Raw genomic sequence first — 14,296 nt, 5'->3', positions numbered from 1 at the left:
TATGCTGGCAAAACGAATTATCCCATGTCTGGACGTACGGAACGGCAAGGTAGTCAAGGGCGTCAACTTTGAGGGTATCAAAGAGGTAGGTGACCCGGTGGAATGCGCCTATGAATACAACCTCCAGGGTGCTGATGAGATCGTGTTCTATGATATTACAGCTTCCTATGAGGGCAGAGGCGTCATGCTGGACGTAGTTCGGGAAACTGCCAAAAAGGTATTTGTTCCCTTGACCGTAGGCGGCGGCATCAAGACTGTGGACGATATCCGGGAAACCCTTCGTGCGGGTGCGGACAAGGTATCTGTCAATTCCCAGGCAGTGCAGAACCCCCAGCTCATCAAGGACGGCGCTGATATTTTCGGCTGTCAGTGTATTTGCGTAGGCGTGGATGCCAAGAAGGTGGCGGATAACAAGTGGACGGTATACATTAATGGCGGCAGAGTGGATATGCACCTGGATCTTATTGATTGGGTGAAGCAGTGTGAACAGCTGGGTGCCGGGGAGATCTGCCTGAACTCCATTGATACAGACGGCGTCCGCGGCGGCTTTGATCTGCCCATGCTGAAAGCAGTCTGCGATGCCGTACAGATTCCGGTCATTGCCAGCGGTGGTGCCGGAAAGCTATCCGATTTTGCAGATGCATTTCTGGAGACTGGGTGTTCTGCAGCATTGGCAGCATCCCTGTTCCATTTCCGGGAGCTGACCGTGCAGGAAGTCAAGGCGGATTGCCGGGCAAAGGGCATTTCCATGCGATGAAAGGAAAAAAATATGGATCTGAATAATGAATTATTTCAAAAACAAATTACCCCTTTTTCTTTTATGAAATTAGACGACAGTTATATGCTTCAACTTCAGACTGGCGAATATTTAATGGATGTTTTTGCAACCCGTGAAGAAGAGGGATTTTTAGGCAATGGTTATGATTGGGAATCTTTAGCGACTGTTTTTCTGGAGGAAGAATTTGATGGCGATCCGGAAGAATTTGAATTCGATTCCGAAGCAGATACGTTCGTCATCTATTCTGAAAGTGGAGAGACGTTAGCTGCTTTTGCTGTTGCATTCAAGGCAGCATGTGAGAATAGAGTACAGATTTTAGATCTGTTTTCTCGTGCTGAACTACAATAAAAATATGATTTACCGTGAAGAAAAGCGTGACTTATTTTTGCTGAAAGACAGCCATTGGCTGGCGCACTGCATCAGCGCTGATTTTGCATTGGGTGCAGGAATTGCCAAGGAATTTGCAAAACGATTTGATGAAAAACGGTTCTTGTCAGAAAATCGGAATTCATTTCCGGCGTGGAATGGAGCGGGCTTCTGTATTCCGGATGAACAGAATCATGTGCTGAATCTGGTGACCAAAAAAGGCTGGCGAAACAAACCGACACTTCTTTCTTTGGAGCAAGCACTACAAAGTATGGCAGCATTTGCAACACAGAACGCCATAACAAAGATCGCCATGCCGAAGATCGGCTGCGGCCTGGACAGACTGCATTGGGAAGATGTTTTCCCTTTGATTCAGCGTATCTTTGCAGATATGGAAATGGAAATTGTGGTCTGTTATCTGGATTGATTTTCGTCGAGCGGAGGGAAATCAAATGTTGGTATTTTATATTGCAATGACAATTTTCATACCACTGCTGATGTTGTTGAGCGGTTGGGTGATGAAATATCACACACCGAAAAATATCAACGGTTTCATTGGATATCGGACGGAGCGCTCTATGCGGAGTCAGGAAACCTGGAACTTTGCCCATCAATATTGCGGCAGGCTCTGGATCACAATAGGCACAGGAATGCTCATTGTATCTGCGGTGCTCTGTGTCGGATATGCTTTTTTCTCGGAAAAGGCAGGCTACATTGTATTTCTGGTAGCAATACTGATGCAGACGCTCTTGCTTTTGCTGACAATTCCGCCTACCGAATACGCACTGCAAAAGAACTTCGATTCCAACGGACATCGAAAAACAAACGAGGTGAAATAAATGGTTAAAATCGACATCAGCCATCTGGAAAAATACTTTGCCAAAAGCGAGCTGATTCCGGCGATTGCTTTTGATGTGGACACAAAAACCGTCTTGATGCTGGCATATATGAACGAGGAAAGCCTGCGTAAGACACTGGAAACCGGTTATACCTGGTATTGGAGCCGTTCCCGGCAGGAACTGTGGAACAAGGGTGCAACCAGCGGACATTTGCAGAAGGTGGTTTCCATTTACGGCGACTGTGACGATGACACATTGCTGCTGAACGTAAAGCAGACCGGCGTAGCATGTCACACCGGATCGTACAGCTGCTTTTTCAATGAAATTTACAGAGAGGACGAAGAAAAATGAACGCATTACAGGAATTATACGAGGTAGTTATGAGCCGCAAGGCAATGTATGAAAGCGGTGAGGTAGATGTAGAATCCCAGAAGTCCTACACCTGCTATCTGTTTTCCAAGGGGCAGGACAAGATCCTGAAAAAATGCGGCGAAGAGTGTTCTGAGACCATTATCGCTGCCAAGAATAACGATAACGATGAACTGAAAAATGAGATCGCTGACCTAATGTACCACCTGATGGTACTCTGCGCACAGCAGAACCTGCCCTGGTCTGAGGTGGAAGAAGTACTGGAAGAACGGAGCAAGAAGATCGGTAATCTGAAAACCTTTAAGAATGTAGATCACAATTCTTAATTGATTCGGGGGAAGAGAATGCCAACGATTGAAGAGTATCATCGTCAAGGAAAAGAACAATTGAAAAAGTATCCGATTCTCTTACTGCTTTTCGTTGTTATGCGAGTCGGTATGAAAATTCTGGTGAAATATACGGATATCGAGTTGCCCGGGTGGCTTGGAATTGCTGCTTTTATTGTAATTGCAGTAGGCATTATCATACTGTTTGTTTTGGATATGATCCGGCGGGATAAGACTCTGAAGAAAATGGAACAGCTGGAAGAGGAACAAAGCCGCCGTCCGGTTATGCATAACAGCATTGACGGTATGCTCCGGCAGTATGGCGTGGCTCAGTCTAATATCCATAAAGATTATACCCCGAAACGGAAAATTTCCCCCGAAGTACAGGCGGAGGAGGAACGATTGGATGCCATGAATCAGGAAAGCAATACGGAGTGGTGGTAAGACAATACCGCACAAAGATTGTACGTCAGATGTATTCTACGAACATAAACTTCATCAGATAAAACAAAAAGCGGAGGTAGATACTATGAAAAAAGAAAAAGGCGTATTCCAGCAGATTCAGTCCTGGTTTTTACAACTGGAAGAGAAAAAGTCCAATCCTCTTACGAAAACAGAACGAATGGCGGCTTTAGGAAGTATTTTATTTGTTGTACTGCTTATTCTGAAAAACCTGGTAAGTATATCTAATACAATTTCTTGTGTGATGCTACTGCTAGTGATATTGTTAGAATTGCCGGAACTGATCAAAATAATTTGTTTTGTTCGAGAAGGTATAAGGAGACAATAAGACAGCGTGGAAAATGAGAAAAATTTTTGCCCATGCAGTCACAATTCCGCAAACCTCTGAATACACTGTAGAGAAGCATTTGTCAGGAAACTGACGGGCGCAGAACAGTTTGAGGAGGTTTTTCTATGAGTAAGTGCCGTCCCACGCCGGAGCAGTGTGCCGATACTATGCCAGTGAAAGTGAACCGCATTTTCGACAGCTGCAGCGACCGGGATTGTTTTTCCAATGTGCGGATTCAGATCGGCGGAGAGCTGCCGGGCAATATTAATGTGGTCAAAAGCCGGTGCGTCCGGGTAACTGATATCTGCATGAATATTGAGCCGGTTCCGTTCAACCGTGGGTTCTATTCCATTGACCTGACTTATACGTTCCGGGTGGAACTGTTGGCGTATGAACGCTCTTGCAGCAGTCCGGTTCTGCTGACAGGAACTGCCTATGCTAACAAAAATGTGATCCTTTATGGCGGCGAGAGCAATACCAAGACATTTTTCAGCAACGGCGAAAAACTGGGTGAGACTGATGCCTGCTGCGAGACCATTAATCTGCCGACAGCGGCGGTGCAGGTGGTGGAGCCCATTGCATTGGAAGCCCGTATCGCCTCTGTTTGTGTGGCGGAGGATACGCCTCCGGTGCGTTCTGTCATTATGACCCTGGGGCTGTTCTCGGTGGTGGAATTGTTCCGTCCGGTGACCATACTTGTTCCCACCTATGAGTATACGATCCCGACGAAAGAATGTCATTCGGATACCGAGTCCCCGTGTGCAGTGTTTGACAAGATCCGTTTTCCGGCAGAAGAATTTACACCAGGCTCTCTGCCGTGTGCAGCCAAAGAGGAATCTTGTGGTTGTACAGAGGGATTTGATGCATCCGAAAACACTACATCGTAATACGGAAAACGGGCGGCTGAATTGTCGCCCGTTCTGCTGTTAAGGAGGATTACCGGATGCGGAAACAAGCTTATGTCAAACGGCGTGCCAGACTGCGTTCGCTTCTGATATTTTGTACAGTTGCCTCTCTGCTGGTCGTTCTGCTGATTCGCACAGACCGTGCCATTCGTCCGAATCTCTGTACTGTCTGCGAAAGCGAGACACAACAGTTCGCATCCAGACTCATGGCAGACAGCGTCGCCGAGGTGCTGACTGAAGAATCCTACAGCTACAGTGATTTTGCAACCCTGGTCTATGATACGTCCGGGAATGTAACGGCAGTAGAAACGATGACACAAAATGTCAATGCCATGCAGTCGGCAATGCTGACAAAGGTGCAGGACAGACTGGATGCCTGCCGGGATGTCACCTTGGAAGTCTCTCTCGGTACGGCAACGGGGGTATGGCTATTCGCCGGACGTGGACCGCATGTTTCCGTGCGTCTCATGCCCATCGGAAATGCTTCGGTGAAGCTGATCAGCGCTCTGGAATCCGCCGGTGTAAACCAGACCTGTCATACCATTCGTGCCGAGGTGACAGTGGAAATACAGGCGGCGATTCCTTTTTCACAGACTACTGCTCAGGTGCATTATTCGTGTCTGATCACAGAAACAGTCATTGTAGGGAGCGTGCCTGAGTCTTATCTGGAATTCAGTGGCATGTAAAAAACTGCATTTCTAGCGAAAAAACCATGAAAAAATTGTAAAAGGTCTAGCATATGCCGCAGGTTTGTGGTATAATAAAAAAGTATCTGGCGTCAATGCCGGATCACAGCAAGGAGAACCAAAACATGGATGAAATGACAGCAAAACAGCGGATGTCAGAACTGCGGCAACTGCTGGAACAGTACAACGAGCAATACTATATGCAGGAAAATCCCACCGTTTCCGACTATAAGTATGATATGCTCATGCGAGAATTGGAAACGCTGGAGCAGCAGTTTCCTCAGTATGCTACAGAGGATTCGCCCACAAAGCATGTGGGAGGAACGGCATCCCGTACTTTTGAAAAAGTGCCTCATGTCGTGCAGATGATGAGCTTGCAGGATGTCTTTTCCTATGAGGAAATGGATGCATTTGTCCGCCGCTGTCAGGAGGAATTGCAAACGCCGGAATTTATTGTCGAGCCGAAGATCGATGGTTTGTCGGTGTCGCTTGAGTATACCAATGGTGTTCTGACACGGGGCTCTACCCGGGGAGACGGTTTTGTGGGGGAGGATGTGACGGCAAATCTGCGTACGATTTCGAATATTCCACAGCGGCTCACCAATGCACCGACATTTCTGGAAGTGCGCGGCGAGGTGTATATGTCACGCAAAAGTTTTGCCGCACTTGTGGAGCAGCAGGAACTGAACGGAGAGACTCCGGCAAAGAATCCCCGGAATGCAGCGTCCGGCTCTTTGCGGCAAAAAAATGCTGCCGTCACAGCCTCACGCAGTTTGGACATCTGGATCTTTAATATTCAGCAGGTCGATGGCGTTACACTCCGTTCCCATTTGGAATCGCTGGAATATCTGGAATCTCTGGGCTTTCCCACGGTGATCCCTCACAGCGGCAAATGCCACACAGTGGAGGAGATACGTGACAAAATCGCTGCCATCGGCGAGGAGAGAGGCGGTTATGCCTACGATACAGACGGCGTTGTAGTAAAGGTGGATTCCTTTGCACAGCGAGAGGAAATAGGTGCTACTTCCAAAGTACCCAAATGGGCAGCAGCATTCAAGTTTCCGCCGGAGGAAAAAGAGACCACTTTGCGTGAGATACTTTTGAGCGTAGGCAGAACCGGTGTTATTACGCCGGTAGCGATCTTCGACCCGGTACAGCTTGCCGGAACAGAGGTGGCACGTGCTACACTGCATAATCAGGATTTTATCACAGAACGGGATATCCGTCTGGGAGATACGATTGTGGTACGAAAAGCCGGAGAGATCATTCCGGAGGTACTGCGTGTTGCGGCACATGCCGCCGATTCCAAACCTTATGTTTTGCCGGAGACATGTCCTGTCTGTGAGACACCAGCAGTGCGTGATGACGATGAAGCAGCGCTGCGCTGTCCTAATCCGGACTGTCCGGCACAGCTCATGAAGCGTATGATTCACTTTGTCTCCAAGGATGCTATGAACATTGACGGCTTAGGGCCCCAGAATCTGGCAGCACTTCAGGAAGAGGGATTGGTGCACTCCGTAGCGGATCTGTATCATCTGACTCAGGCGGATCTGACCGGGCTGGAACGCTTTGCGGAAAAGTCGGCAGATAATCTGATACGTGCCATCGATGCGTCCAGAGGAAATTCTCTGGATCGTCTGATCTTTGCCTTGGGAATCCGGGGAATCGGTTCTCGTGCAGCAAAACTGCTCTGCGAACGTTTTTCCACTATGGATGCGCTGCTGGCTGCGACAGCGGAGGAAATTCAGGAGATCGATGGCTTCGGTGCAACTATGGCAGAAAGCGTGGTCACTGCACTGACAGAGCCCCATATGCGTCAGCTGATCGACCATCTCCGTGAGGCAGGCTGTAATATGACCTATCAAGGCACTGCAGTGGAGGATACACGTTTTGCCGGTATGACCTTTGTGCTGACAGGTACGCTCTCAACCATGAAGCGCAGTGAGGCAAAGGAATTCATCCTGCGTTATGGCGGAAAGGTCAGCGGCAGCGTCTCCAAAAAGACTTCCTTTGTTGTCGCAGGAGAAGCTGCCGGCAGTAAGCTGGACAAGGCGAACGAGTTGGGCATCTCGGTGCTCAGCGAAGAGGAATTTCGTAACAAAATCCAAGAAAGGGTTGATATAAATGAAAATTGATATTGCACATATTGCAAAGCTGTCCCGACTTCGTATTGAGCCGGACAAGATGGAGAAATTCGAAACCGATATGGCTGCCATTGTGGATATGGTAGACCGTCTGCCGGATGTGGAGGACGAGCTGACACTGGATGCAGAAAATGCTATGCGTCTGCGTGAGGACGAAGCCGTGGAGCACAAATTCCGCCGGGAAGAAATGCTGGCAAATGCACCGGAAGTACAGTCCGGCTGTCTGGTCGTACCCAAAACAGTAGAGTAAGGAGGAAACGATATCATGAAGCTGTTTGAAAAAAATGCTGCCGAACTGTCTGCCATGCTGCAAAAGAAAGAATGCAGTGCTGTGGAACTGACACAGGATGTTCTGGCGCAGATCGATGCCAAAGAGCCTACAGTAGAGGCATATGTCACACGCTGTGAGGACTGTCTGGAACAGGCAAAGGCAGTAGATGCTGCCCGTGCCGCAGGAGAAGAATTGCATCCTTTGGCAGGTATCCCCATCGGTATCAAAGATAATATCTCCACAAAGGGTATCCGCACCACCTGTTCTTCCCGTATGCTGGAGAACTATGTGCCGCCTTTCGATGCCACTGTGATGCAGCCGGTACGCAAGGCAAATATGGTAATCACAGGAAAGATGAACATGGACGAGTTCGCCATGGGTTCCTCTACAGAGACATCCTATTTTCACAAGACCCATAATCCACATAATCCGGACTGTGTACCGGGCGGTTCCTCCGGCGGCAGCGCAGCAGCTGTGGCAGCAGGAGAGGCTATTTTGACTCTTGGCTCCGATACGGGCGGTTCGATTCGTCAGCCGGCATCTCTGTGCGGTGTAGTTGGCCTGAAGCCTACCTACGGCAGTGTATCCCGGTATGGTCTGGTGGCATTTGCATCATCCTTGGATCAAATCGGACCTTTCGGAAAATCTGTCAAGGATGTGGCTATGCTCCAGAGTCTCATTCAGGGACACGACAAGATGGATGCCACTTCGGCTTATCGCACCTATACTAACTTATACGACAACCTGGATGGCAATGTGCAAGGACTGCGCATCGGTGTACCCAAGGAATACTTTGGTGACGGCATTGACGCCTATGTCAAGGATGCAGTTTTTGCTGCCATCAAGCTGCTGGAACAGAACGGTGCAGTTGTCAAGGAAATCTCTCTGCCCAGTACGGAATATGCCATCAACACTTACTACATCATTGCATCTGCGGAAGCATCCTCCAACCTGGCACGGTTTGACGGCGTGAAGTACGGCTATCGTGCAGCAGGATATGACGGGCTGACAGATATGTACGAAAAAACCAGAAGCGAGGGCTTCGGTGATGAGGTAAAGCGCCGTATTATGTTGGGAACATTTGTATTGAGTTCCGGTTTCTATGATGCATACTACAAGAAGGCAAAGCTGGTACAGCGCCGTATCGGACAGGAATTTGCACAGGCATTCCAGGACTGCGATGTCATTCTCACACCGACAGCGCCCTCAGCCGCATTCCGCATCGGCGAGAATATCAACGATCCGCTGAAAATGTACTACAGCGACGTATGCACTGTTACTGTTAATATTGCGGGACTGCCGGCTGTCAGTGTACCATGCGGCAAGTCATCTGACGGTCTGCCGCTGGGTATGCAACTGATCGGCAACAAGTTTGCAGAGCAGACGATCCTGAATGCCGCATATGGCTATGAACAGCTGGTAGGCGGATTTCAGGCAATCCCGGAAACCTTTTGAGGAGGAGTGAACCTATGAAAGATTATGAAATGGTCGTGGGACTGGAAGTCCACGCTGAATTGAATACAAAATCGAAGATTTATTGCAACTGCCGCAACGCATTTGGTCTGGAAGTCAATACCCAGGTCTGCCCGATCTGTATGGGGATGCCGGGCACACTGCCGACTCTGAACGAAAAGGTCGTGGAGTATGCCATCAAAATGGGACATGCCATGCACTGTGAGATCAACGGTATCTGCAAGCAGGACAGAAAGAACTATTTCTACCCGGATCTGCCAAAGGCTTATCAGATCTCTCAGGCAGAGGTACCTCTTTGCGGAAAGGGCTATCTGGATGTTATGGTGGACGGACAGATGAAGCGAATCGGCGTGACCCGTATCCATATCGAAGAAGATGCCGGAAAGCTGCTTCATGATGAATCGTTCTCCGGTTCTCTGGTTGACTTGAACCGCTGCGGTGTGCCGCTGATTGAGATCGTTTCTGAGCCGGATATCCGCAGCAGTGCCGAAGCAAAAGCGTATCTGGAAACCATCAAGTCCATTTTGCAGTACCTGAACATTTCGGATTGTAAGATGCAGGAGGGTTCTATTCGTTGTGACGTTAACGTTTCCGTCCGGGAAAAAGGTGCTACTGAATTCGGTACACGCTGCGAGATGAAAAATGTCAACAGCTTCAGTGCAGCTGTCCGTGGTATTGAATATGAGGCAAAGCGGCAGATCGAATTGTTGGAAGCAGGCGGTACCGTTGTACAGGAGACCCGCCGATGGGATGATGCCAAGGGTATGAGTATTGTCATGCGTTCCAAGGAAGATGCCCAGGATTACCGCTATTTCCCGGAGCCTGATCTGCTGACCATCGTTGTACCAGAAGAGAAAATCCAGGCACTGAAAGAGAGCATTCCGGAACTGCCCAATGTGAAGCTCCAGCGATATGTCTTTGACTTCGGTCTGTCCCAAACAGATGCTACACTCATTGCGGAAGATATTTCTCGTTCTAGCTTGTTTGATGCCTGCGTGGCACTGGGCACTTGCAAGCCCAAGAGCATCAGCAACTGGATTCTCTCAGATATTGCCAAGTATACCAATGAAACCGGCAAGACCATTGAGGAGACTGCACTGACGCCGGAGCATCTGACTGCACTGATCGAACAGGTAGAAAAGGGCGTCATCTCCAATTCTTCTGCGAAAAAGGTATTTGCCGTAATTGTAGAAGAGGACAAGGATCCCATTGCCGTGATCGAAGAGAAGGGTATGAAGCAGAATTCGGATACCGGCTTCCTGGAACAGCTGGCAAAGGATGTTTTGGCACAGAATGAAAAGTCTGTCAATGACTATAAGAACGGCAAGACCAATGCACTGGGCTATCTGGTGGGTCAGTGCATGAAGGCATCCAAGGGTAAAGCAAATCCGGGTATCGTCAAGGAGATCGTTACCCGAATGCTATCAGAATAATTCTGGGGAATGCAGTTTTCAATATGACACACAGCTGTCACATTTCATATGTTATGATAAAACTGCCTGCGGAAATTCCTGCTTCACAAATGCAGGCAGTTCCGTCCGGACAGTCAGACCGTCTAAATCGGCGAGACATGTTCCGACATCGGTGGAAAAGGTCAGCTGATATGCCCATAGACGCTGGTATTTGCAGTGTGTACTGCGGTTTTCCTTCATATTTCCATATTTGGTATCGCCAAGAATGGGGGTGCCGATGTGTGCCAGATGGGCACGGATCTGATGTGTCCTGCCGGTGATCAGATCTACAGACAACAGCGCATGATGTGTGTTGGATGCAATGACGTGATAGGCGGTGATGATCTCCTGGAAACCATCTGCTTTCGTGTCACGGACAGTGACCGTATTGTGGCTTTCGGATTTTTTATGCCATGCACGGAGCTTTGCATCATGCAGCTTTGGCGTACCCACAGTAACACAGAGGTATGTCTTGTGAATGCGGTCTTCCCGAATGAGGCGATTCACCTCACGCAAAGCCGCTGCGGTTTTCGCTGCAATGACAATGCCGCCGGTGTTTCGGTCGAGCCGGTTACACAGCGCCGGCGTGAAGCTTTGTTCCTGTTTCGGGTCATAGGCACCGGTGCGGTAGAGGTAGTGGAGCACCCGGTTGATCAGTGTATCAGGCACTTGGCGGTTGTCACAGTGTACTACAAGTCCCACGGGCTTGCAGACTAGGAGAATCTGGTCATTTTCAAAGAGAATGTCCAGTTTGTCCGGTGCCTGTAAGAATTCCGGCGCTTCTGTTCTGGCGGAAGGGTGTTCCGCTTCGAAGTAAGTATCGCTGACAAAAAGCTGAACTGTATCACTGACACAAAGTCTTTGATCCGGTGTACAACGTTTGCGATTCACCTTGATGTGCTTAGTGCGGATCCATTTGTAAAACAAACTTTTAGGAAGCCGGGGCAGGATCTTCTGTAGGAATCTGTCGAGTCTCTGATCACTGTCATTTTCCTGAATGCAAAATTCTTTCATTTTCCATATTGCTGCTGCATTTTGCGGCAGCACTCCTTTTCTAATGTGACTTTCTATCAGTATACCACATTTCTACAAAAAAGAAAAGTGTTTTTGTGCTTTTGACGGGAGGGATTTCCATGGGGCAGACGAAAAAGAAACCGGATCAGGATACGGCTGGTGCGGACAAGCATCAGGACATGCCGGAGGAGACAGGGTCTGTTTCCAAGCCAAAGCACAGCCACTATGGTCATCGGGAACGGATGCGGACACGGTTTCAGAAAAGCGGTCTGGAGGATTTCCAGCCCCATGAGACCTTGGAACTGCTGCTGTTTTATGCTCTGCCACAGAAAAATACCAATCCCATTGCCCATGAGTTGATACAAGAATTTCACTCTTTGTCCGGCGTATTTGATGCAGATATCCAGGACTTGAAGCAGATCAAGGGCATTAGTGAATATACGGCAGTATTCCTGAAACTGATCCCTCAGGTCTGCCAGCAGTATCAGCTGGACAAAATGCGGGAGCATACGGTTCTGGATTCTGTGCAGAAGCTTTGTGATTATGTGAAAGCACATCTTTCCTGCGATACGGAAGAGCGTGTGCTGCTGATATGTCTCAATGAATCCCTGCAGCTGCTTCACTGCGAAACTGTATCAAAGGGAACAACGCAAAGTGCAATGCTGGATGTTCATCGAATCGTAGAATGTGCCATTCGGATGCGCAGTTCCAGAGTGGTTCTAGCGCATAATCATCCTAACACAGGAGCAGAATTCTCAGATGCGGATCTGTTTGCCACGCAGCAGCTCCGCCGAATTCTGGACAGCATGCAGATACAGCTGCTGGATCATATTGTGGTTGGAAAGCGTGGAGATACCATTTCCATGCGGCAGGTCATGGGCTGGTCAGAGTCGTAATCGTTTCAGGAGGAATTGTCATGGATCACTTTGAATTACACGCACCCTTTGCACCTACTGGAGATCAGCCGGAGGCAATCGAAAAGCTGGTGCAGGGAATCAGGGATGGCGATCATGAACAGACATTGCTGGGCGTAACTGGTTCCGGTAAGACTTATACCATCGCTAATGTCATCGCCAAAGTCAACAAGCCAACGTTGGTTCTGGCACACAATAAGATCCTGGCGGCACAGCTCTGCTCGGAATTCCGGGAATTTTTCCCCAAAAATGCAGTAGAATATTTTGTGTCCTACTATGACTATTATCAGCCGGAAGCGTACATTCCCAGTACAGACAGCTATATCGAAAAGGATTCGTCCATTAACGATGAGATCGACAAAATGCGTCACAGTGCCACAGCTGCGCTGGCGGAACGCCGGGATGTCATTATTGTCGCAAGCGTTTCCTGTATCTACTCTCTGGGAAGCCCGGAGGAATACCGTTCTATGATGGTATCCATTCGTCCGGGGATGGAAAAATCCCGAGAACAGCTGATCGATGAACTGGTGGCAATTCAGTATGAACGAAACGACATCAACTTTGTCCGCAACAAGTTCCGGGTACGTGGGGATGTGGTGGAAATTTTTCCGGCATCTTCTACGGATAAGGCGATTCGTGTGGAATATTTCGGTGATGAGATCGACCGTATCTGCGAGATCAATGTTGTCACCGGGGAAATCACTGCGACTATGCAATATGCGGCAATTATGCCGGCATCCCACTATGTCGTAGGCAACGAGAAGATGACCAAAGCTGTACAGGAGATCCGCCGCGAAATGGTGGAGCGTGTGGCGTGGTTCACCGCCAATCATAAGTTGATCGAAGCCCAGCGCATTCAGCAGCGTACCCAGTATGACATGGAAATGCTGGAAGAGATCGGCTTTTGCAGCGGAATCGAAAATTATTCCCGTGTTCTTTCCGGCAGACCGCCGGGAAGTGTGCCTTATACCTTGTTAGACCATTTTCCCGAGGATTTCCTGCTGGTGGTGGACGAAAGTCATGTAACACTGCCCCAGGTGCGAGCAATGTACGCCGGAGACCGGGCACGCAAGCAGACACTAGTGGATTATGGATTCCGTCTGCCCAGTGCCTTTGACAATCGGCCACTGAATTTCGATGAGTTTTACGGTCATGTCAACCAGGCAGTCTATGTCAGTGCCACGCCTGGTCCCTTTGAACAGGAACATTCTGTGCAGACTGTGGAACAGGTGATTCGTCCAACGGGTCTGGTGGATCCGGAAATCATTGTGAAGCCGGTGGAAGGACAGATCGAGGATCTCTTCTCGGAAATCAATATCCGTGCGGAGAAAAACGAGCGTGTCCTTGTGACCACGCTGACCAAGAAAATGGCGGAGGACTTGACTGCATATTTGGAACGCATGGGCGTCCGTGTGCGCTATCTGCATCACGATATTGATACAGTAGAGCGTATGGAAATTATACGGGACCTGCGTCTAGGTGAATTCGATGTGCTGGTGGGCATCAACCTGCTGCGTGAAGGTTTGGATATTCCAGAAGTATCTCTCGTGGCGATTCTTGATGCGGACAAGGAGGGATTCCTGCGCAGTGAGACCTCTATGATACAGACTATCGGTCGTGCTGCCCGGAATGCTCACGGACAGGTAATTATGTACGCCGATGAAGTTACCGGCTCGATGGAACGCGCCATTACGGAAACGGAGCGCCGCCGTGCCAAACAGATGGCATATAATGAAGCCCATGGCATTATTCCAAAGACCATTCAGAAGGATGTGCGTGATGTTATTGAGATCACGTCTAAGGCAGAAGTAGAAAAGAAAACTACTGGAAAGAAGTTGAAGGGTAAGGAAAAACAGGCGCTGATCGAACAGCTGAAGGCACAGATGAAAGAAGCGGCAAAGCTGCTGGAATTTGAACATGCGGCGTATCTGCGAGATAAGATCAAAGCTCTGGAGGAGGAAAAGTAATCT

At 48.9% G+C, this 14,296-nt stretch carries 17 protein-coding genes; 16 read left to right on the top strand and 1 reads right to left on the bottom strand.

Going from position 1 to position 14,296, the window contains the following annotated elements; all coding sequences use genetic code 11:
• The first annotated feature begins 1 nt into the window (after nucleotide 1).
• From hisF to gatB, 14 genes are all read left to right on the top strand, one after another.
• Nucleotides 2-757, top strand: coding sequence for an imidazole glycerol phosphate synthase subunit HisF (gene hisF, locus QZ375_RS03665; protein ID WP_295215428.1), 756 nt, complete (start codon nucleotides 2-4; stop codon nucleotides 755-757).
• 12 nt (nucleotides 758-769) lie between these two features.
• Nucleotides 770-1,126 (top strand): Imm51 family immunity protein, encoded by a 357-nt coding sequence (locus QZ375_RS03660; protein WP_295215427.1) that lies wholly within the window; start codon nucleotides 770-772, stop codon nucleotides 1,124-1,126.
• A gap of 4 nt (nucleotides 1,127-1,130) precedes the next feature.
• Complete coding sequence (locus tag QZ375_RS03655; RefSeq protein WP_295215425.1) at nucleotides 1,131-1,571, top strand: macro domain-containing protein; 441 nt, start codon at nucleotides 1,131-1,133, stop codon at nucleotides 1,569-1,571.
• Between the two features lie 25 nt (nucleotides 1,572-1,596).
• The gene (locus tag QZ375_RS03650) at nucleotides 1,597-1,983 is read left to right on the top strand and encodes an SdpI family protein (RefSeq protein WP_295215424.1); all 387 of its coding nucleotides are present in this window, start codon (nucleotides 1,597-1,599) and stop codon (nucleotides 1,981-1,983) included.
• Complete coding sequence (hisI, locus tag QZ375_RS03645) at nucleotides 1,984-2,334, top strand: phosphoribosyl-AMP cyclohydrolase (RefSeq protein ID WP_295215421.1); 351 nt, start codon at nucleotides 1,984-1,986, stop codon at nucleotides 2,332-2,334. It abuts the gene before it with no gap.
• The gene (hisE, locus tag QZ375_RS03640) at nucleotides 2,331-2,678 is read left to right on the top strand and encodes a phosphoribosyl-ATP diphosphatase (protein ID WP_295215418.1); all 348 of its coding nucleotides are present in this window, start codon (nucleotides 2,331-2,333) and stop codon (nucleotides 2,676-2,678) included. Before hisI ends, hisE begins: the two co-directional genes overlap by 4 nt.
• Before the next feature lie 18 nt (nucleotides 2,679-2,696).
• Nucleotides 2,697-3,122, top strand: coding sequence for a hypothetical protein (locus QZ375_RS03635; protein ID WP_295215415.1), 426 nt, complete (start codon nucleotides 2,697-2,699; stop codon nucleotides 3,120-3,122).
• A gap of 85 nt (nucleotides 3,123-3,207) precedes the next feature.
• Entirely contained in the window at nucleotides 3,208-3,468 is a 261-nt protein-coding gene (locus QZ375_RS03630; RefSeq protein ID WP_295215413.1) for a hypothetical protein, read from the top strand.
• Nucleotides 3,469-3,593: 125 nt separating this feature from the next.
• On the top strand, nucleotides 3,594-4,355 hold the full coding sequence (locus QZ375_RS03625; protein WP_295215411.1) for a hypothetical protein: 762 nt from the start codon (nucleotides 3,594-3,596) through the stop codon (nucleotides 4,353-4,355).
• A gap of 56 nt (nucleotides 4,356-4,411) precedes the next feature.
• Nucleotides 4,412-5,059, top strand: a complete 648-nt coding sequence (gene yunB / locus QZ375_RS03620) for a sporulation protein YunB (protein WP_295215408.1) — start codon at nucleotides 4,412-4,414, stop codon at nucleotides 5,057-5,059.
• A 125-nt stretch (nucleotides 5,060-5,184) separates the two neighbouring features.
• Nucleotides 5,185-7,194, top strand: a complete 2,010-nt coding sequence (gene ligA, locus QZ375_RS03615; RefSeq protein WP_295215405.1) for an NAD-dependent DNA ligase LigA — start codon at nucleotides 5,185-5,187, stop codon at nucleotides 7,192-7,194.
• On the top strand, nucleotides 7,184-7,453 hold the full coding sequence (gene gatC / locus QZ375_RS03610) for an Asp-tRNA(Asn)/Glu-tRNA(Gln) amidotransferase subunit GatC (RefSeq protein ID WP_295215403.1): 270 nt from the start codon (nucleotides 7,184-7,186) through the stop codon (nucleotides 7,451-7,453). The genes ligA and gatC overlap by 11 nt, the downstream gene beginning before the upstream one ends.
• Before the next feature lie 15 nt (nucleotides 7,454-7,468).
• A complete protein-coding gene (gene gatA / locus QZ375_RS03605; protein ID WP_295215400.1) occupies nucleotides 7,469-8,929 on the top strand; it encodes an Asp-tRNA(Asn)/Glu-tRNA(Gln) amidotransferase subunit GatA in 1,461 nt (486 codons plus the stop codon).
• A 14-nt stretch (nucleotides 8,930-8,943) separates the two neighbouring features.
• On the top strand, nucleotides 8,944-10,380 hold the full coding sequence (gene gatB / locus QZ375_RS03600) for an Asp-tRNA(Asn)/Glu-tRNA(Gln) amidotransferase subunit GatB (protein ID WP_295215397.1): 1,437 nt from the start codon (nucleotides 8,944-8,946) through the stop codon (nucleotides 10,378-10,380).
• A gap of 51 nt (nucleotides 10,381-10,431) precedes the next feature.
• Here the strand turns inward: gatB and QZ375_RS03595 are convergent, their stop codons facing one another.
• Nucleotides 10,432-11,412, bottom strand: coding sequence for an RluA family pseudouridine synthase (locus QZ375_RS03595; RefSeq protein WP_295215394.1), 981 nt, complete (start codon nucleotides 11,410-11,412; stop codon nucleotides 10,432-10,434).
• Between the two features lie 119 nt (nucleotides 11,413-11,531).
• Between QZ375_RS03595 and QZ375_RS03590 the strand changes: the two genes are divergently transcribed.
• Nucleotides 11,532-12,308, top strand: coding sequence for a JAB domain-containing protein (locus QZ375_RS03590; RefSeq protein WP_295215391.1), 777 nt, complete (start codon nucleotides 11,532-11,534; stop codon nucleotides 12,306-12,308).
• Between the two features lie 20 nt (nucleotides 12,309-12,328).
• Nucleotides 12,329-14,293, top strand: a complete 1,965-nt coding sequence (gene uvrB, locus QZ375_RS03585; RefSeq protein ID WP_295215389.1) for an excinuclease ABC subunit UvrB — start codon at nucleotides 12,329-12,331, stop codon at nucleotides 14,291-14,293.
• Nucleotides 14,294-14,296 lie beyond the last annotated feature (3 nt).

This window comes from Ruminococcus sp., assembly GCF_019417665.1.
Classification (GTDB): Bacteria; Bacillota; Clostridia; order Oscillospirales; family Ruminococcaceae; genus Ruminococcus_C.
Note: the sequence above shows the minus strand (reverse complement) of the source record. Positions and strands in the feature narration are given on the sequence as shown.